The 18,293-nt window shown below is 71.8% G+C and carries 13 protein-coding genes; 2 read left to right on the top strand and 11 right to left on the bottom strand.

What is annotated here, in order from left to right:
* Positions 1-109 precede the first annotated feature (109 nt).
* From JIX56_RS11365 to miaA, 4 genes are all read right to left on the bottom strand, one after another.
* Entirely contained in the window at positions 110-2,260 is a 2,151-nt protein-coding gene (locus JIX56_RS11365) for a RelA/SpoT family protein (protein WP_257539818.1), read from the bottom strand.
* 298 nt (positions 2,261-2,558) lie between these two features.
* Positions 2,559-3,428, bottom strand: coding sequence for a diaminopimelate epimerase (gene dapF, locus JIX56_RS11370; protein ID WP_257539820.1), 870 nt, complete (start codon positions 3,426-3,428; stop codon positions 2,559-2,561).
* A gap of 48 nt (positions 3,429-3,476) precedes the next feature.
* Positions 3,477-4,001: a hypothetical protein gene (locus JIX56_RS11375; protein WP_257539822.1), complete on the bottom strand. Its 525-nt coding sequence runs from the start codon at positions 3,999-4,001 to the stop codon at positions 3,477-3,479.
* Between the two features lie 108 nt (positions 4,002-4,109).
* The gene (miaA, locus tag JIX56_RS11380) at positions 4,110-5,048 is read right to left on the bottom strand and encodes a tRNA (adenosine(37)-N6)-dimethylallyltransferase MiaA (RefSeq protein ID WP_257539824.1); all 939 of its coding nucleotides are present in this window, start codon (positions 5,046-5,048) and stop codon (positions 4,110-4,112) included.
* Between the two features lie 181 nt (positions 5,049-5,229).
* On the opposite strand from miaA, the gene JIX56_RS11385 reads away from it, so the two are divergent.
* Positions 5,230-5,505: a hypothetical protein gene (locus JIX56_RS11385; protein ID WP_257539826.1), complete on the top strand. Its 276-nt coding sequence runs from the start codon at positions 5,230-5,232 to the stop codon at positions 5,503-5,505.
* Positions 5,506-5,528: 23 nt separating this feature from the next.
* Positions 5,529-5,831 (top strand): antitoxin, encoded by a 303-nt coding sequence (locus JIX56_RS11390; RefSeq protein ID WP_257539828.1) that lies wholly within the window; start codon positions 5,529-5,531, stop codon positions 5,829-5,831.
* Between the two features lie 91 nt (positions 5,832-5,922).
* Here the strand turns inward: JIX56_RS11390 and JIX56_RS11395 are convergent, their stop codons facing one another.
* The 7 genes from JIX56_RS11395 to JIX56_RS11425 all read right to left on the bottom strand — a co-directional run bounded on the left by JIX56_RS11395 (position 5,923) and on the right by JIX56_RS11425 (position 18,275).
* A complete protein-coding gene (locus tag JIX56_RS11395) occupies positions 5,923-6,633 on the bottom strand; it encodes a class III extradiol dioxygenase subunit B-like domain-containing protein (RefSeq protein ID WP_257539830.1) in 711 nt (236 codons plus the stop codon).
* 126 nt (positions 6,634-6,759) lie between these two features.
* On the bottom strand, positions 6,760-8,286 hold the full coding sequence (gene miaB, locus JIX56_RS11400) for a tRNA (N6-isopentenyl adenosine(37)-C2)-methylthiotransferase MiaB (protein ID WP_257539832.1): 1,527 nt from the start codon (positions 8,284-8,286) through the stop codon (positions 6,760-6,762).
* A 65-nt stretch (positions 8,287-8,351) separates the two neighbouring features.
* Positions 8,352-13,007 (bottom strand): FtsK/SpoIIIE domain-containing protein, encoded by a 4,656-nt coding sequence (locus JIX56_RS11405; protein ID WP_257539834.1) that lies wholly within the window; start codon positions 13,005-13,007, stop codon positions 8,352-8,354.
* Positions 13,008-13,266: 259 nt separating this feature from the next.
* Complete coding sequence (locus JIX56_RS11410) at positions 13,267-14,673, bottom strand: hypothetical protein (protein WP_257539836.1); 1,407 nt, start codon at positions 14,671-14,673, stop codon at positions 13,267-13,269.
* Entirely contained in the window at positions 14,670-15,257 is a 588-nt protein-coding gene (locus tag JIX56_RS11415) for a sigma-70 family RNA polymerase sigma factor (protein ID WP_257539838.1), read from the bottom strand. The genes JIX56_RS11410 and JIX56_RS11415 overlap by 4 nt, the downstream gene beginning before the upstream one ends.
* Before the next feature lie 334 nt (positions 15,258-15,591).
* Entirely contained in the window at positions 15,592-15,891 is a 300-nt protein-coding gene (locus JIX56_RS11420; protein ID WP_257539839.1) for a hypothetical protein, read from the bottom strand.
* 125 nt (positions 15,892-16,016) lie between these two features.
* On the bottom strand, positions 16,017-18,275 hold the full coding sequence (locus tag JIX56_RS11425) for a hypothetical protein (protein ID WP_257539841.1): 2,259 nt from the start codon (positions 18,273-18,275) through the stop codon (positions 16,017-16,019).
* Positions 18,276-18,293 lie beyond the last annotated feature (18 nt).

The following is an 18,293-nucleotide window of genomic DNA, read 5'->3' on the forward strand; positions in this document are numbered from 1 at the left end:
CGCGGCGATCCCACCCGAACGAGCGGCCCGCCGTCGGCCGAGCCGCCCCCACCCGCCGGGGCCGGTCTGCGCCCGCCCGCCGGCGCCGGTGCACGCCCGCCCGCCGGGATCAGTGCGCGGCCGGCGCCTGGTGCTGGGCCCGGCCCACGTCGTAGACGCCCGGCACGTTCCGCATGGCCCGCATCAGGGCCGGGAGGTGGGCGGCGTCCGGGAGTTGCAGCGTGTAGGTGTGCCGGACGCGCTGCTGGGTCGGCGGCTCGACGGTGGCGGAGACGATGGCGACGCCCTCCAGGGCGATGGCCTCGGTGAGATCGGCGAGGAGGTGGGGCCGCTGGAAGGACTCGGCGACGAGGGTGACCCGGAACTCCGTGGTGTCGCCCCAGCGCACATCGATCTCCGCGCGCCCCAGGCCCTTCATGCGCGTCACGGCGGCGCATTCGACGCGGTGCACGGTCACCACTCCCCCGCGGACGGCGAATCCGGTGACCTCGTCGGGCGGTACGGGCGTACAGCAGCCGGCGAGGCGGACGCTCACCTCGGGCCGGCCGACGACGACCACGGCGTTCGCGGCGCCGGAGGTGGCGGCGGCCTCGTCGTGGGCGGGGCGGGGGGCCGGGGTCTCGTCCTTGCGTTCGCCGTCACGCTCCTCGTGCTCCTCGGCGGCGGGCGAGGGGTGGGTGGCGAGCCAGCGCTGGATGGCGATGCGCGCGCCGGGCGTGCGGGCGTGCTCCAGCCACTCTCTGGAGGGCTCGGAGGCGGGGTCCTGGCCCATGAGGAGCTGGACCGTGTCGCCGTCCTTCAGGACCGTGCTCAGCGTCGCCAGGCGGCCGTTGACGCGGGCGCCGATGCAGGCGTGCGCGTCCTCGCCGTACTGTGCGTACGCGGCGTCCACGCAGCTGGCGCCCTCGGGAAGGCCCAACGTGCCCCCGTCGGGCCGGAAGACGGTGATCTCGCGGTCCTGGGCGAGGTCCTCGCGCAGGGTCGACCAGAACATGTCCGCGTCCGGTGCCGCCTCCTGCCAGTCGAGGAGCCGGGAGAGCCAGCCGGGGCGGGTCGGGTCGACGCGCTCGCCCTCGCCGTCGGTCTGCTCCTCCGCGGGAGCGGCGTAGGGATTGCCCAGCGCGACGACGCCGGCCTCGGCGACCTTGTGCATCTGGTGCGTACGGATGAGGACTTCGGCGACCTGGCCGTCGCCGCGGGCGACGGCCGTGTGCAGCGACTGGTAGAGGTTGAACTTCGGTACGGCGATGAAGTCCTTGAACTCCGAGACCACGGGCGTGAGGCAGGTGTGCAGTTCGCCGAGGACCGCGTAGCAGTCGGCGTCCTCGTTGACGAGGACCAGGAGCCGGCCGAAGTCGGAGCCGCGCAGCTGTCCGCGTTTTCGGGAGACCCGGTGCACGGAGACGAAGTGCCGTGGCCTTATGAGGACTTCGGCCTGGATGCCGGCCTCGCGCAGGACGCCGCGCACCTCTTCGGAGATCTCGGCGAGCGGGTCGTTCTCCCGCGCGGCGTTGTCGACGATGAGTGCGCGTGTGTGCTCGTACTCCTCGGGGTGGAGGATCGCGAAGACGAGGTCCTCCAGCTCGGTCTTGAGCGCCTGGACGCCGAGCCGTTCGGCGAGCGGGATCAGCACGTCCCGGGTGACCTTGGCGATGCGTTCCTGCTTCTCGGGGCGCATCACGCCGAGGGTGCGCATGTTGTGCAGCCGGTCGGCGAGTTTGATCGACATCACGCGGACGTCGTTGCCGGTGGCGACGAGCATCTTGCGGAAGGTCTCGGGCTCGGCGGCGGCGCCGTAGTCGACCTTCTCCAACTTGGTGACGCCGTCGACGAGATAGCGCACCTCCTCGCCGAACTCCTCGCGCACCTGATCGAGGGTCACATCCGTGTCCTCGACGGTGTCATGGAGCAGAGAGGCCGTCAGCGTCGTTGTCTCGGCGCCGAGTTCGGCGAGGATCAGTGTCACGGCGAGCGGGTGTGTGATGTACGGCTCACCGCTCTTGCGCATCTGACCGCGGTGCGAGGACTCGGCGAGGACGTACGCCCGGCGCAGCGGGTCCAGGTCGGCGTCGGGATGGTGGGCGCGGTGCGCGTCGGCGAGATGGCTGATCGCGTCGGGCAACCGGTCGCGGGTGGCCGGGCCCAGGAGTGCGGCGCGGCCCAGACGGCGCAGGTCGATACGGGGTCGGCCCTTCCTGCGGTTCGTTGTGGGCGGCGCAGGGGCGGGCGATACGGCGGGGTTCGTGGCCTCCGCGCTCATGGGCACCTCCGGCTGCGTGGACCGGCGGACGGGTGCCCCATGGCGTGCGGCGGCTCAGGGGATCGTGTCGTTCCCCCGTCCGTGCCGGTGCTTGATGCTACCGAGCCCATCACGCCCGTCCGACCGCCTCTCGCCGAGCGTGAAACGGATCACCCATTCGAGCGATGGTTCCGACGTTTACGGTTTTGAGCCACTCCACCCGGGGCGCGCCATGGATTCGTACGTCTGAACGCCACGTTGACTTGGATGCGTTCGGCGCACACGCTCCGGACGCCGCCATGTCAAGCCCTACCACACCTCAACGCGCCGCGTTTTCCAGCCACTTGGCGTCGATCTCGCCCTCGGCGACGATCACCGCGGGACCGGTCATCTCGATCTCGCCGTCCGGCCGTTCGGTGATGACGAGCGTTCCGCCGGGCACGTCGACGGTGTACGTCGCCGGGGTTCCCGTGACGGCCGGGTCGGCGCCGTCGCGGCGGGCGGCGGCCACGGCGACGGCGCACGCGCCGGTGCCGCAGGAGCGGGTCTCGCCGGAGCCGCGCTCGTGGACGCGCATCGCCACGTGGCGCGGGCCGCGGTCGACGACGAACTCGACGTTGACCCCGTCCGGGTAGGCGGAGGCCGGGCTGAAGGGCGGCGGCGCGTACAGATCGCCGGCGTCGGCGAGGTCGTCGACGAAGGCGACCGCGTGCGGGTTGCCCATGTTCACGTTGCGCGCGGGCCAGCTGCGCTCGCCGACGCTCACCGTGACGTCGCCTTCGGGCAGGCGCGCGCCGCCCATGCCGACCGTGATGTCGCCGTTCTTGGCGATGTGGACGCTCTTCACGCCCCCGCGCGTGGCGATGGCGAGATCGCCTTCGGTGACCCGACCGGAGTGCTGGAGGTAGCGGGCGAACACCCGGACGCCGTTTCCGCACATCTCGGCGATCGACCCGTCGCCGTTGCGGTAGTCCATGAACCACTCCGCCTCGGCCGCCAGCTCCTTGGCCTCGGGGTGCGCGGCGGACCGTACGACGTGCAGCACGCCGTCGCCCCCGATGCCCGCGCGGCGGTCGCACAGGGCGGCGACGGTGGCCGGGGAGAGGTCGATGACGTTCTCGGGGTCCGGGACGATCACGAAGTCGTTCTCGGTCCCGTGCCCCTTGAGGAAGGCGATCCGCGTGCTCATTCCTCGATCGTACGGCGTGGGTACGACAGCGCGTCCGAGGACCGGGCCTCAGCGGAGCCGGGCCACCCGCCACACGGCCAGGAAGGCGACCGCGGCGAGCACCAGGGCGTACGCGAGGACGAGCCGCCAGTCCGGACGGCGGCCGGAGCCCCGCTGGGGCAGGCCCGGCCAGGTGTAGCCGACCCGGCGGGCGGCCATCATGCCCCAGCCGGCGGCGGTGGCGCAGATCAGCAGACCGAGCATGGCGACCACGGCGCCGCCGTCACCGAACTCGAAGGCGAGCGGGAAGGCGAACATCAGGGAGCCGACCGCGGCGAGGCCCACGATGGGCGCGAGCTGCCAGAGCCGCAGCCTGCGCTGGGGGCGCAGCTCGACCTCGACCTCCGGCCCGGACATCTCGTCCGGTTCCGGTCCGTCGTCGCTCACGCCACCGGGAGTCTGGTCGTCGGGCCCGTCCGGGCTCAGCGGATCGCCGTCGGGGTCCAGTGCGTACCCCTCGGTAACCAGCTGCTCCGCGTCCTCCGCGGTGCTGTGCTCCGCGCCTTGTGCGGTGTCGCGAGGGCCGGCCTCCATCGCCACGCGCCCTCCCAACTCGGACTCCACTTGGTCGATCGAAGCTCGATGATGGCACGCCCCCGGAGGCCGGGATGACCGCCGGGGCGACCCGATGCCATGACGTGATCAGGCTGTAACCGGTCGTTCGAGCAACGTCAGTGCGAGCTGCGGGAGTTCCGTCAGGTCGGCGAGACCCCCCTTGAGCCAATGCACCCGCGGGTCGCGTCTGAACCATGAATCCTGGCGGCGCGCGAAGCGCTTGGTGGCACGTACCGTCTCGGCGCGCGCCTCGTCCATGGTGCACTGCCCGGCGAGCGCGGCGAGGACCTGCTGGTAGCCGAGCGCACGCGACGCCGTACGCCCCTCGCGCAACCCTTGCGCCTCGAGTGCGCGCACTTCGTCGACGAGTCCGGCGTCCCACATGCGGTCGACGCGGCGGGTGATGCGCTCGTCGAGTTCGGGGCGCGCCACGTCGACGCCGATCTGGACGGTGTCGTAGATCGAGTCATGGCCCGGCAGGTTCGCCGTGAACGGCTTTCCGGTGATCTCGATCACTTCGAGGGCGCGGACGATACGGCGGCCGTTGCTGGGCAGGATCGCGATCCCGGCCTCGGGGTCGGCGGCGGCGAGCCGGGCGTGCAGCGCGCCGGAGCCGCGCAGGATCAGCTCCTCCTCCAGGCGGGCGCGGACGTCGGGGTCGGTGCCGGGGAACTCGAGGTTGTCGACGGCCCCGCGGACGTACAGCCCGGAGCCGCCCACCAGGATCGGCCAGCGGCCCTCGGCGAGCAGGGCGTCGATGCGCGCGCGGGCGAGCCGCTGGTACTCGGCGACGCTGGCGGTGACCGTGACGTCCCAGATGTCCAGCAGGTGGTGCGGGACTCCGTCGCGCTCCCGGGGGGTCAGCTTGGCGGTGCCGATGTCCATCCCCCGGTAGAGCTGCATGGAATCGGCGTTGACGACCTCGCCGCCGAGGCGCTGGGCCAGAAAGACACCCAGATCGGACTTTCCGGCCGCGGTCGGTCCGACGACGGCGATGACCCGCGGAGGGGGAACTGCGCTACTCACCGCCCCAGTCTCGCAAATGTCGGGGCCTCTTCTCGAACGAGCTACGTGACGCGAGGGGGCCGGGGTCGTTGCGTGTTGCGAGTTCGAAGCGCCGGATTCGAGTACCGGCGACCCGGGTGACGCAATGGGACGCTCCGGGAGAGCGCGGGAATTAACCCGCATGATTAGCATTGAGGTTGATATGGGCGTTTTTTCACTGTTCCGTCGCAAGGCGAAGGACGCGGACGAGGCCGCCGTGACGGTGTCCGCGCCGGCCGCCGAGACCGAGGCTGAGGAGTCGGACGAGGCGAAAGGATCGACGGAGGCCGACCGGCCCGAAGCCGCGGCCGACCACGAGGCCGAGTCGCCCGAGCCTGCGGCGGAGGGTGTCGACGAGGCAGACGACGTGGAGATCCCGAAGCAGCAGACCGCCGAGAAGGCGGCCGACAACGAGGCCAGTGAAGGCGCCCGCAAGTAACCGACCGCGCGGGAAGGTGAACCATGGGTCTGCTGGATAACGTGAAATCCAAACTCTCCCCGGCCAAGGACAAGGTCTCGCACCTCGCGCAGAAGCATGAGGGCAAGATCCAGCACGGTCTCGACAAGGCCGCGCAGACGGTCGACAAGACGACCAAGGGCAAGTACAGCGACAAGATCCAGTCGGGCACGGGCAAGGCGAAGCACGCCATGGACCGACTCGCGCACAAGGAGGACGACGGCGGCATCACGCCCCCGCACACGGGTGGCGGCCCCACGCGTCAGCCTCCGGGCGGTGACTCCACGCCGCCGCCTCCCGCTTCCTGAACACCTGCACATCGGCGGACGGCCGCGGAGCCACAACGGCTCCCGGCCGTCCGCCGTGTCCGACCGTCGTGTCCCACCCGCCGAGTTCGGTCTACGACCAGGCGGCCACCAGATAGCCCACTCCGTACGGCGCGTCGTCGTACAGCAAGCCGCCGCCCAGGCCGGCGTCCTCGGCGGCGCCCGCCAGGATCTGCCAGGGGGCGCGGCCGGAGGCCTGCAGCTCGCGTGCGAGCCCGGGGTCCAGCGCCTTCAGGGCGGCGATGTCCGCGGTGGCGAGAGCGCGCGCGATCTCCGCGTCGAAGCCGGCCGCGCGGTCGTCCAGATACCCCGGGGCCTTGAGCGTGCGGCACGCGCTGCCGTCGCCCATCACCAGCAGGGCCACCCGCGCGGCCGACGCGGCGATGTCCCGTCCGATGTGGACACACCGCTCGACGGCGAGCGGTTCCTCCACGCCGAGCCCTTCCACGGGGGCGTCGGCCCAGTCGCTGCGGTCGAGCAGCCAGGCGGCGACGGCGAGGGAGGCGGGCAGCCGGGGTTCCGGGGGCACCGTGCCGCCGCCGCACCCCAAGCGGACGTCGAGGTCCACGCCGAAGCCCCGGAAGGAGCCGCGCGAGCCCTCCGGGTACGGTCCACCGTGTTCGGCGGCGCCCACGACCACCAGCCGGTCGGGCCGAGCGGCGGCGAGCACCCCGAGCGCGTCCGCGCACGCGTCACGAGCCGTGTCCAGCTCGGGCGCCGCGCCCGCGGCGACCTCGGGCACGAGCAACGGCGGGCAAGGGCATACGGCAGCGGCTACGAGCATGAGGCGCAGGGTAACCACTGCGGCTGAGGGGTGACGGCCGCGCCCCGTCAGGGGCGCGGGGAACTACGCGAACAACCGCCACGCACCCGCAGCCCGCGAACCACAGAGCCGACCGAGCTCGACCCGCTAGTGCCCGGCGCCGCAGCCACCCGTCGTCGCCACCGGCAACGGCTCCGGTACCCCGATCTTCGGCAGCCCGAGCAGCACCCCGCTCGACTTCTCCGCAGGCGCGGCGTTCCGCTTCTCCCAGGCGTCACCCGCGCGCGTGCGGCGCACGTCCAGGACGGCGCCCTCGGCGAGGAGGTGGTGCGGGGCGGCGTACGTGATCTCGACGGTCACGACGTCGCCGGGGCGGACTTCCTGGTCGGGCTTGGTGAAGTGGACCAGGCGGTTGTCGGGGGCGCGGCCGGAGAGGCGGTGGGTGGCGCCGTCCTTGCGGCCCTCGCCCTCGGCGACCATCAGCTCCAGGGTGCGGCCGACCTGCTTCTTGTTCTCCTCCCAGGAGATCTCCTCCTGGAGGGCCACGAGGCGCTCGTAGCGGGCCTGGACGACCTGCTTGGGGATCTGGTTCTCCATGGTGGCCGCCGGGGTTCCGGGGCGCTTGGAGTACTGGAAGGTGAAGGCCTGGGTGAAGCGGGCCTCGCGGACCACGTGCATCGTCTGCTCGAAGTCCTCCTCGGTCTCGCCGGGGAAGCCCACGATGATGTCGGTGGTGATGGCCGCGTGCGGGATGGAGGCGCGGACCTTCTCGATGATCCCCAGGTAGCGCTCCTGGCGGTAGGAGCGGCGCATGGCCTTCAGGACGGTGTCCGAGCCGGACTGGAGCGGCATGTGCAGCTGCGGCATCACGTTCGGCGTCTCGGCCATCGCCGCGATCACGTCGTCGGTGAAGTCGCGGGGGTGGGGAGACGTGAAGCGGACGCGCTCCAGCCCCTCGATCCTTCCGCAGGCCCGCAGCAGCTTGCTGAACGCCTCGCGGTCGCCGATGTCGCTGCCGTACGCGTTCACGTTCTGGCCGAGCAGGGTGATCTCGGAGACGCCCTCGCCGACCAGGGCCTCGATCTCGGCGAGGATGTCGCCGGTGCGGCGGTCCTTCTCCTTGCCGCGCAGGGCCGGGACGATGCAGAACGTGCACGTGTTGTTGCAGCCGACGGAGATCGAGACCCAGGCGGCGTAGGCGCTCTCGCGGCGGGTCGGCAGCGTGGAGGGGAAGGCCTCGAGGGATTCGGCGATCTCGACCTGGGCCTCGTCCTGGACGCGGGCGCGCTCCAGCAGGACGGGCAGCTTGCCGATGTTGTGCGTGCCGAAGACGACGTCCACCCACGGCGCCTTCTTGACGATGGTGTCCTGGTCCTTCTGGGCCAGACAGCCGCCGACGGCGATCTGCATGCCGGGGCGGGCGGTCTTCATCGGGGCGAGGCGGCCGAGGTTGCCGTAGAGGCGGTTGTCGGCGTTCTCCCGTACGGCGCAGGTGTTGAAGACGACGACGTCGGCGTTGCCCTCGCCGGCGTCCTCGGGTGCGCGCACGTACCCGGCCTCCTCCAGGAGACCGGACAGGCGTTCGGAGTCGTGGACGTTCATCTGACATCCATAAGTGCGTACTTCGTATGTCTTGACGCCCACTGCCTGACTCCGGTCGCTGCTGTTGGTCACTCCGTAAGCCTAAGGCAGCGCCCGGGAAGTCCTCGTCCCCAGGCGCTGCGGTCTCCCGGCCGGGGTCAGACCGTCGTGTCGATCCCCTCGTCGCCGTCGAGGACGGTCTCCGGGATCTGCACGTTGATCAGTTCTCCCGTACGCGGGTCGACGGTGAGGCCGCGGCCGGGTTTGCGGCCGCCGCGCAGATGGGCGTGGGCCAGGCGGGCGCCGACGAAGTCGCCCTCCAGGATGCTCTGCGGGCCGAGGAGGACGCCCTTGCGGTGCCGTTTCAGGGCGCTGAGCCAGCCCATCGCGCCCGTCATGGTCTCCGCGGTGGCGGCGATGACGATGCCGATGCCGTGGTCCCTCCCGGACTGGGCCAGGGAACGCAGGTTCTGGTCGATGTCCGGCAGGACGAACAGGTCGGCGTCGTCCACCATGACGACCCGGGGTCCGCCGCCGGCCTCCAGGGCCTCCGTGAACTCCTCGACCGTGGGCTCGGTCGCGGTGATCAGCCGTACGCCGGGGTGGTTGCCGAGGGTGCGCAGCGGCGACTCGCGTGGGGCGAGGACGACCAGGCGGGTGCCGGAGGCGAGCAGGGAGACGGCCAGGGCGGCCAGGGCGGTGCTGCGGCCGGAGCCGGGCGGGCCGACGACCGAGAAGGTCGGCGCGGTGTCCGCGAAGTCCACGCCCACCGGGGAGACGTCGTCGCCGCCGAGGCCCAGCAGGCCCCACATCGGCCGGCGGAACTCCTTCCCCACCTTCTCGTACGCGTCCGTGAACGTGACCTTCACCGGCAGGGTGCCGATACGGGCCGGCCTGCGGTCGGCCGGGAGTCCGGCGTCGCGGCGGGTCGCCTCGGCGCCGATCCGGCGGAGCGCCTCGGCCTGTTCCTGGCCGGTGGCGCCGGGGGCGAGCAGCGCCACCTGGATCTCGGTGCCGCCGTCCGAGGTGAAGCCGCGGCCGGGGAGGACGAGGTCGGGGACGTCGCGCGCCCGCTTGCCGACGGCGTGGTAGTCGGTCTTGTCGTTCAGGCGCAGCAGCAGCTTGTTGTCGTTGAGGGCGGTGGCCCGGCCGGAGAGCAGGGCGCGTTCGGAGGTGGCGACGACGTGCAGGCCCGCGGCGGCGCCCTCGCGCAGGAGCCGGTTGAGTTGTTCCACCAGGCGGCCGCCGTTGTGGTCGGCGACAGCCTCGATCAGCGCGTCCCAGCCGTCGATGAACAGCATGATGTGCGGCGGCCGGGTGCCGGAGCGGACGGCCTCGCGGAGCTCGGTGAGGTTGCCGGCGTGGCGCTCGGTGAGGAGTTCCTGGCGGCGTTCCAGTTCGCCGTCGAGCCGGGCGAACAGCCGCTCCAGGCGCTCGATGTCGCCCCGGGGCACGACGGCGCCGCAGTGCGGGAGCACGCCCAGCGCGGTGAGGGCGCCGCCGGCGAAGTCGATGCCGTAGAGGTGGACGTCGGCGCTGGAGTGGCCCTGGGCGAGGGCTCCGGCCATGGTGCGGAGCACCTGGGAGCGGCCGGACCGCGGGATGCCGATGACGTACAGGTGTCCGAATTCGGCGAAGTCCAGTCGGACGGGCAGCTGGGCCTGTGCCTCGGGCAGGTCGGACAGACCCCAGGAGACGGGGGCCAGGCGGGCGCCGCCGGTTTCGTCGGGCTGGGGCAGGTCGTCGATGAGGAGGTGCTGGTCGAGGGCCGGGAGCCAGGGGCTGGGCTGCGGGGCGCATCCGGTGAGTTCGGCGGCCTCGGAGACCGCCGCCACCAGGGCGTTGAGGTCGGTGGCGACATCGTCGCCCGCCGTGTCCTCCTGCGGGTCGCCGCCCTGGTCCGATTCCGCCGTGCCGGGGAGTCCGGCGGCGCGGCCGAGGCGCTGCCAGTGGAGTTCGGTGCCCCAGACGCGGGCCTCCTCCACGGTCTGCTGTTCCCGGGGCTCCGGGGACGCCTTCGCGCCGGGCAGGAGTGTTCCGGCGTAGGCGGTCTGGAAGGGCACGACGGTGCCGTGGCCGAGGCGGGCGAGGGCGCGGCCGGGGGTGGCCGGGGAGATGCTGACGGCGTCCTTGGTGTCGATGACGTCCATGCTCTCCGCGGCGTCGGTGACCCGGAGCGCGATGCGCAGGTTGGTGTTGGCCCGGATGTCGGAGCTGACCACGCCGGCCGGGCGCTGGGTGGCGAGGACGAGGTGGATGCCGAGGGAGCGGCCGCGCTGGGCGATGCTCACCAGGCCGGGGATGAAGTCCGGGATCTCGCGGTAGAGGGTGGCGAACTCGTCGATGACGATCACCAGCCGGGGCACGGGCGGAAGGTCGGGGTTGCGGCGGCGCATGCCCTGGTACTCGGGCAGGTCCTTGGCGCCGGCCTCGGCCAGGATGTGCTCGCGGCGAGTCAGTTCGGCCGACAGCGAGGTGAGCGCGCGCTGCACCAGGTGGCTGTCGAGGTCGGTGACCATGCCGAGGGTGTGCGGCAGGTCCACGCAGTCCTTGAAGGCGCTGCCGCCCTTGTAGTCGACGAGGACGAAGGTGAGTTCGTCGGGCCGGTTGACCGCGGCGAGGGTGGCCACGAAGGTCTGCAGGAGTTCGGACTTGCCGGAGCCGGTGGTGCCGGCCACCAGGCCGTGCGGGCCGTCCTTGACCAGGTCGAAGGCGACCGGGCCGTCGTAGCCGGCGCCCAGCAGGACGCCGGTGGAGGCCGGGCGCCGGTCCCAGCGGGCCGCGATCTGCTCGGCGGTCGGCTCGGGCAGGCCGAGGAGTTCCAGCAGTCCCACCTTCGTGGGCAGGCCCTCGGAGGCGTCGGGGGTGACGTCGCGGATCGGGGCGATGCCCCGGGCCACGCGTTCGCACCACTCGGGTTCGACCAGGTCCGGGCGGATGTCGGTGATGTCGGGCCGGCCGGTGCGGCACAGGGTCAGCCGGTGGTTCTCGTGGCGGACCACGGCGGTGCACTCCTCCGGCAGGAGCCGTTCCTCCTGGTCCAGGCAGAGCGGGAAGATCCGGACGGCCGGGCCCTCCTTGAGGATCGAGACCACTCCGGGTACGTCACGCAGACGGCGGGCGCCGTCCATCACCACGAGGACGTCCGGTTCGCTCAGCAGCGCCTTGCTCATGGTGGACTCGGCGGCCCGCTGGCGGGTGCGCAGGGTGGAGACCAGTTCGGCCACGCGGTTGGCGACCGTCTCCGGGTCGTTGCCGATCAGGGTGACGGCGCCGCCGCGGATGCCGGGCAGGCCGTCGCGGGAGTGGGGCAGCCAGCGCGCCCAGTGCCAGGAGTCCTGCGCGGCCTTGTCGGTGAGGACGACGATCCGCAGGTCGCGCGGGGTGTGCAGGACCGCGGCCTGGGCCGTCATCCAGCGGGCCAGGGCCTGCACGGGGCCGGCCGCTCCGGCCAGGCCCACCACGCCGCTCTCGACGAGGTCCACGCCGACGGGGGCGTCCGGGATCGTCCAGTGGACGGCGGTGTGGTTGTCCTCGCGGGCGGTGTCGTCGATGCCGAGCAGGGACGGCTGCGGGGCGGTGCCGATGCGCAGGGCCATGTGGTCCGGGTCGCCGCGACGCCGTTCCCACAGCCGCCGGCCGGGACCGACCGCCCACAGTCCGGCCACCGCCGGGTCGGGCGCGCTCTCGGTGCGCAGCCGCCGCTCGGTGGCGACCTTCTGCCGGACGTCCTCCTCCAGCGAGGCCCGGCGCTGCCGGTAGACGCTGGACTTCTCCTCGTAGTCCTTGCGGGCCTGCCGTCGTCCGCTGACGTAGTTCGCCGCTATCAGCACCGGCGAAAGGAACATGAAGATCAGATAGAAGTACGAGTTCAGGAAGAACATCATGCTGACGCCGAAGACCATCGGGGCGAGGGCCACGAGCAGCGGGATCGGTCTGCGTCCGGGGGGATCGGGCGGTCCGGGCAGCCGGAACCGCTCGGGCGCCAGATGCGGCAGCATGCGCGGCGGCCGGTTGTAGTCGAGACCGCCGCCGCCCTCGGACGGCACCACCGCGGCATCCCTGGAGGTCGGTTCGGCCAGCCGCAGCAGATACTCACCGACGGACAGCTCAGCGCCGACGGGCCAGAGCACCCAGCCGTCGGGGAGTTCCGCGCTGCCGTCGGCGGCGCCCTCCGGCGCGGCGTCCTCGGCGTCTTCCTCGTCCTGCTCCGCGAGCGGCAGCAACGGGGTGTTGGGCCTGCCCCGGTGCTCCGGCGGCTCCGGCACGGACAGCCGCGCCGGGCCGCCCTCGGGCAGCTCCACGATGGCCGATCCGTCCGGGCGTACGGTCACGCGGATGCCCTCGCCCGGCATGCCCCGGCCTTCGAGCGGTACGGCCGCGTCCTCAAGCGGGCCGATGCCGTGGGTGCCGAGGCCGAGCGGGTGCACCCGTCCGGCGTCCGGGCCGCCCACGACCTGGAGTTCGACCACCGGTGAGTGGTCCGTCCGGTGCGGCTGCGGCATGGCGTCGCGTTCGGGGCCGTAGGCGGTGGCCGGGGACGGCTGCGGGGCGCCGAGGGCGACGACGCTGCCGTCCATCAGACGGGTGGCGGCCAGCGGGGTGCCCGGGGCGAGGGGCTCGTCGCCGAGGTAGCAGGCCGGGGCCGGTCCCGGTGCGGCGAGCGGGGTTCCGGTCTCGTCGGTGTCACCGGCGCGCAGCTGGGCCAGATGTGCGGCGACGTCCTCGACGGGGGTGCTTCCGGACGCGCTCAACAGCACGTCCTGGTGGCCGGTGGCGTCGCCGACGGCGACCGTGGTGATGAGGAGTTTCACGGCGCCCCTTGGGGGTGGCTCGGGGGTGGGCGGTTCGGGTGCGGTGTCGCGGGCCGGGGCCGGTCGCGGGGCTCGGGGCCCCTGCCGACGGGCGTTAGGGCCCTTCTGATGGATCTCCGTGGAGGAAGGAGCGGCGTTCGGTGCGTGCGCGCGGCGCGCGGCGTGGAGGGTCATGTGGCGGAGCCACCTGTCCCTTCACGCCGTGCGGCGAGAGTGCGTGCCGGGCGTCGCGACGCCGCGGAGATCCATCAGAAGGGCCCTAGTCCTCTCGGGTGCCGGAGGAGGCCGCGGTGGTGCGGTCCCGGGCGGCGGCCGGTTCGGCCAGCAGGTCGGGTCCGGTGGTGGTCCGGGCGGGGACCGGGGCCTGGAGGGGGGACCTCGACGGCTCCTCCCGGGGGACCTCGGCTTCCTCGAGCGCCTGGGTTTCCTCTGGAAGCGTCTGGGTCTCCTCGAGTCGCAGGGTTTCCTCGAGTCGCAGGGCTTCCTCGAGTTCCCGCGGCTGGTGTTCCCGGGTGCGGGGCCGCTGCCGCGTGGGTGTGCCCCGGCGCGGGGCCGACTCGCGGCGCAGCCGACGGCGGTCCGCCCGGACGGCGGCGGCGACGGCTCCGCCCAGCGGAGCCGAGTCCGCGTCCAGCCCCAGCTCGGGCGCGACCACCCGGCCGCGTCCGTCGACCCGCAGGGCCCAGCTGTGCCCCGCCACCCGGCCGTCGATCAGGCAGACGACGGCGCCCGAGGCGGCGAGGGCGCTCAGCCGGCGGGCCTGTTCCCGGCCGGGGGCGGCGCAGACGACCACGGTCGTGGCGGCGCGCCCGGACTCGTCGAACTCACCGGCGTCCTCGGTCTCCCTGTGCTCCTCGGCCGCCTCTTCCAGGTCGCGCAGCACGGCGTCGAGCCGCTGCCCCCGGTACTGCGGATGAACCCCGTCCGTGACGGTGACCGAGGCCCCGCTGCCGGGCCGGTCCAGCTGTGCGGCCAGCGCCTGGAGCAGTCGGCCCCGGGCGGCGGCGTCGCCCTCGACGGTGATCAGCCGTGGTCCGGCGGCCAGATCGAGGTGGACACAGGCGTCGTCCGCCATGCCGATGGCGACCGGCAGCGGACGCAGGTGCGCACCCGTGCGAGGCCGGCCCTGCGACAGTCCGTCCGCCTCCTCCAGAGGAAGCTCCCAGCGCTGCGGGCCGGGCTCGGCGGGCGTCTCCCAGGGGGCGGGCGGTTCGGGCAGCGGGCGGGCCGCGATCTGTACGGCCGCGAGCCCGGGTTCCGTCCGCACGGCGTGGGGCACCGCCCCCGGCGCGTCGGCCAGAGCCGCCGCGGCCGCGTCCAGCAGCCGCCGTACGAGCAGGCCACCTCGGGGGTCGGACAGCTGACGGGCCAGGGCACGTACGCCGCGACGGTGACGCCGGTAGGTGCGCAGCGGTTCACCGAACGCCCGCCGGGTCAGGGTCAGCTCACGGCCGACGCCACGCCTGAAGCGCCGCCAGCCGCCCCGTTTGCGAATCACGTGCCGGAGCAGCGGAAAGAGCAGCAGCAGGACGACCACGGCCACGATGACGACCGCGAGCAGGGAGTCGTTGGGCTTCCCCAGGGCGAGGACCGATCCGTACGCCGAGTCGGGGGCGGCCTGGGCGGACGTGGCCGGGCCGGGGCTCGTCACCGCGGGCGTGGTCATGCCGCCGCCTGCGTGTGTTCCGGGTGCCGACGGCGCAGCTCCCGTATCGCGTGATGGGTCCGGGACTTCACCGTGCCCGGCGGTATGCCCAGGGCGTCGGCGGCGTCGGGACCGGTGCAGCCGAGGACGTAGACGTAGAAGAGCACCTCGCGGTGGGGGTGCGAGAGCCGGGAGAGGGCGTGGACCAGGAAGCGGCGCTCCTCTGCCTGGCTCATCGGGTCCACGGTCTCGGCGTGATGCTCCAAGGTGTGTTCGTGCTGGATCTCGGCGTGCGGGCGCTCGCGCCGCGCCCAGTCGATCACCAGGTTGTGCGCCACCCTCATCAGCCAGGCGCGGGACGGTGACCAGCCCGGCGGCTGGTCCGCGGTGCTCAGCCACGCGCGTACCAGGGTCTCCTGGACGAAGTCCTCGGCACGCTGCCGGTCGCCGCGTATCAGACCGGACACATAGCGGAGAAGCGGACCGTGGTGTTCTTCGTAGAGCCCGCGGACGAAGCCGTCACCGGAGAGTGCCGCTTCTCCGGAGGGTGAGGGCGGTGCTTCGCCGGAGGCGGGAGCTCTCCCCGTCCGAACGGGTCTGGGCATGGACGTTCTCATAGATTCCCCCAGGGCCGGCGTGAGTCTTCTGTGCCGGTCCGGTCGTGCGCCGCGACGGCGGCGTGGGCTGGGCAGGGCTGAGCACGGGTACCCGGGGTGACCTCACGGTTCGTGGGTGGAACGTGAGGTTCCGTATGAGGGAGTCTATGAGTCGTTCGGCAGCTTTCAAGGGTTGTTGAGAGGAACCTGAGATTACCGATCAGTTGTCCGAAAAATCGAACAGGGGCGCCGGTCCGGGGGAGATGGACCGGCGCCCCTGCGGAGGGGATGCCGACGGAGGGGGAATCCGGGTCGGCATCCCGGTTTCGGGGGTGGAACGGGCTCAGCTGGGGATGCCGCCGGCGATCTGCGAGTCCAGGTTGTTGACGGCGTTGCAGATGTCCCGGAACTGCTTGGAGAACTGCGTGATGTTGTTCACAGCCTCGGTCAGCGACTTGTTGAAGTTCGCGTAGGACGTCTGCATCTTCGGGCTGGTCGCCGTCAGCAGCAGGCCTCCCTGGAGGAGGTTCTCGACGTCGGCCTGCAGCGAGGACAGCTGGGGGACCAGCGTGTCGCTGACGGCGGAGTCGAGCTTCTTCGCCGTTGCTTCGATTTCCTCATCGTCAATGACGTTCTTGGGCATGGTGCACCTCGTTTTCTGTTGCCTGGGCGCGCACCGGTCGGTTCGGTGCGCGACGGACCCGGCGGCGCCACAGGACGCGCGCAGGGAGCTTCGGGGGCGCGGGGGGAGTCACGCGCGGGTGGGGGTCAGCGCCAGTTCTCGCCGAGTTCCCCCAGAGGAGGAGGCAGGTTGCTGTACCGCTCGTGCTGGGTGGCGGACTCCTTCAGGTACCAGGAACCGTCCTCGCGCCGCTGCCAGATCTCCTGAACCTCGTTGTTCGCGCCGGCCACGTAGCGGATGCCCGTGACCTCGTTCGTGACGACCTTCGTGACGGAACCGTCGGCGCCCGTGTAGTCGGTACGCGTGACGCCGTCCCCCAGCGCGGTCCTCTCCCCGGGGGCGGAGGAGCCGGACGGGCGGCCGTCACCGTCGACGAGCGGCTTCTCCACCGTGAGATAGGCGGGAGGCCTGTCCAGGCGCTGCTGGACGTCCTCCCTGCCGGCGTCGGAGTTGAGGTAGGTCTCCTTGTCCATCGTCAACGACCAGTCCTCACCGGGCCGCTTGGTCCAGATCTGGAGGGTGTCCCGGCCGGTCTCGTCGGTGACGTAGCGCGTCATCGTCCCGTCGGCCGCTCCTTCGGGTGAGGCGTCCGTGTAGACCTTGGTGACGGAACCGTCGGAGCTCCGGGTCGTCGTCACGGAGTCGCCGTCACCCGACGGCAGCTGACGGTAGGTCTCGGAGTAGGTCAGCCCCGTGTTCTTGTTGGTGACGGTGGTCGTCGTCTCGACGGGGTTGCCCTCCTTGTCGACCTTGATCTCACCGTTCTCGTCGAGCTGGTACGACACCGTCGTGGTGCTGTTGCCGTCATCGATCGTGTAGCCCTTGGGGACGAAGGCCTCCTCGGGCAGATCGTCCAGCTGGCCGCGCATTCCCCTGCGCAGACCGACGTCGTCGTCGCGATCCGGATCCCAGTCGCGCAGCTTGTCCTGCTCCTCGCCGAAGCGGTCCTGGAGGTCCTGCTCCCGTTGCTGGACGGGCTTCTCCTCCTCGGTCAGCGCGGTCTGCGCCTTGTCGGTCTCCGACTGGTCGTCCCACAACTCCTTCTGGCGGTCCTGCAGGTCCTTCGACTCCTGGTCCAGGGGGTCCAGCCGCGTCTGGAGGTCGGCGCGGTCGGCGTCCAGGCGGTCCTGCTTCTTCGCCATGGCGTCCTCGACCTCCTTCTGGGTGGACTTCTCCAGGGCCCAGAGGTCCTTCTGCCTGGTCTGGAGTCCGTCCTGCCGCTCGGAGAGGGGCTCCTGGGCGCGGCTCAGCGCGTCACGCTCGTCATCGAGTTCCTTCTGCCGCTCACGGAACGGGGCGAACGCCTTCTCCTGCTCGCGCTGTTCCTGCTCCAGGGCATCCCATCGCGCGGCGAGCCCCTTGCCCTCGGACTCCCACAGGGCGTCCCGCTCCTTGTCGAGAGCGTCCTGCTTCCGCTGCCAGGCGTCGAGCTCGGCCTGGGTGGCACCGCCCTTGCCCAGCAGTGTTTCCCGTTCCTTCCAGAGGGCTTCCTGCTTCTCCTGGAGGGCGTCCTGCCTGCCGTCGTAGGCCTTCTGCTCCTGCTCGAGCGCGGTGACCTTCTTCTCCATGGCCGCGTCCCGCTCCGCACGGAGGGCCTTCTCGTCCGCCCAGAGCTGCTGCTGCTTGAGCCGGAGTTCCTCCTGCTGCTTCAGCAGAGGCTCCTGGTCCTTGCGGAGTGCCTCGTACTCCTTCTGCAGCTTGTCCCGCTCGGCCTGGAGCTTCTCGTCGCGCTGCTTGAGGAGATCCTTCTCCTCCTGCCAGAGCTGCTGCTGTCTGGCCTGGAGTTCGTCCTGCTGCTTCAGCAGGGGTTCCCGCTTCTTGGCGAGCTCCTCCTGCTCCTTGTTCAGCTCTTCCTGTCTCTTCTGCTGGGCCGCGGTCTGTTCGTCGATCTTCCGCCGCTTCTCGACCAGGGCGTCCTGTTCCTTCTTCAGGCGTGCCTGCTGGGTCTTGTAGCGGGCCTCCAGCCTTCTGGCCTGCTCCGCGCGGAGCTTGCCGCTCAGCTTCTGCTTGCGTATCTCGTTGTGCCGGGTGGCCTCGTCGCGGACCTGGGCGGTGACCTGCTGGGCCGCGCCGGCGGCGTGGGAGGCGTCCTGGTCGTAGAAGGCCTTGCCCGCCTTGTCGAGGAGGTCCCCGAGGTCGGTCATGACCTGCCAGCCCTCACGGAACGACTTCTTCCAGGCGCCGTAGAAATCCTCCAGCGCCTCGGCCGTCTCCGGGCGCGGCCCGATGTCGCCCGGGGCGAACGTCTTGTCCGACTGCGAGGCGATGTCCAGTTCGTCCCGGAGGTGCCACAGGTGGCGCGCGAGGACGGTCATCAGGTCGTAGTCGTAGGAAACACGAACCATGTCGTTCCGTCCTCTCAT

This window comes from Streptomyces sp. CA-210063, from assembly GCF_024612015.1.
Taxonomy (GTDB): Bacteria; Actinomycetota; Actinomycetes; order Streptomycetales; family Streptomycetaceae; genus Streptomyces.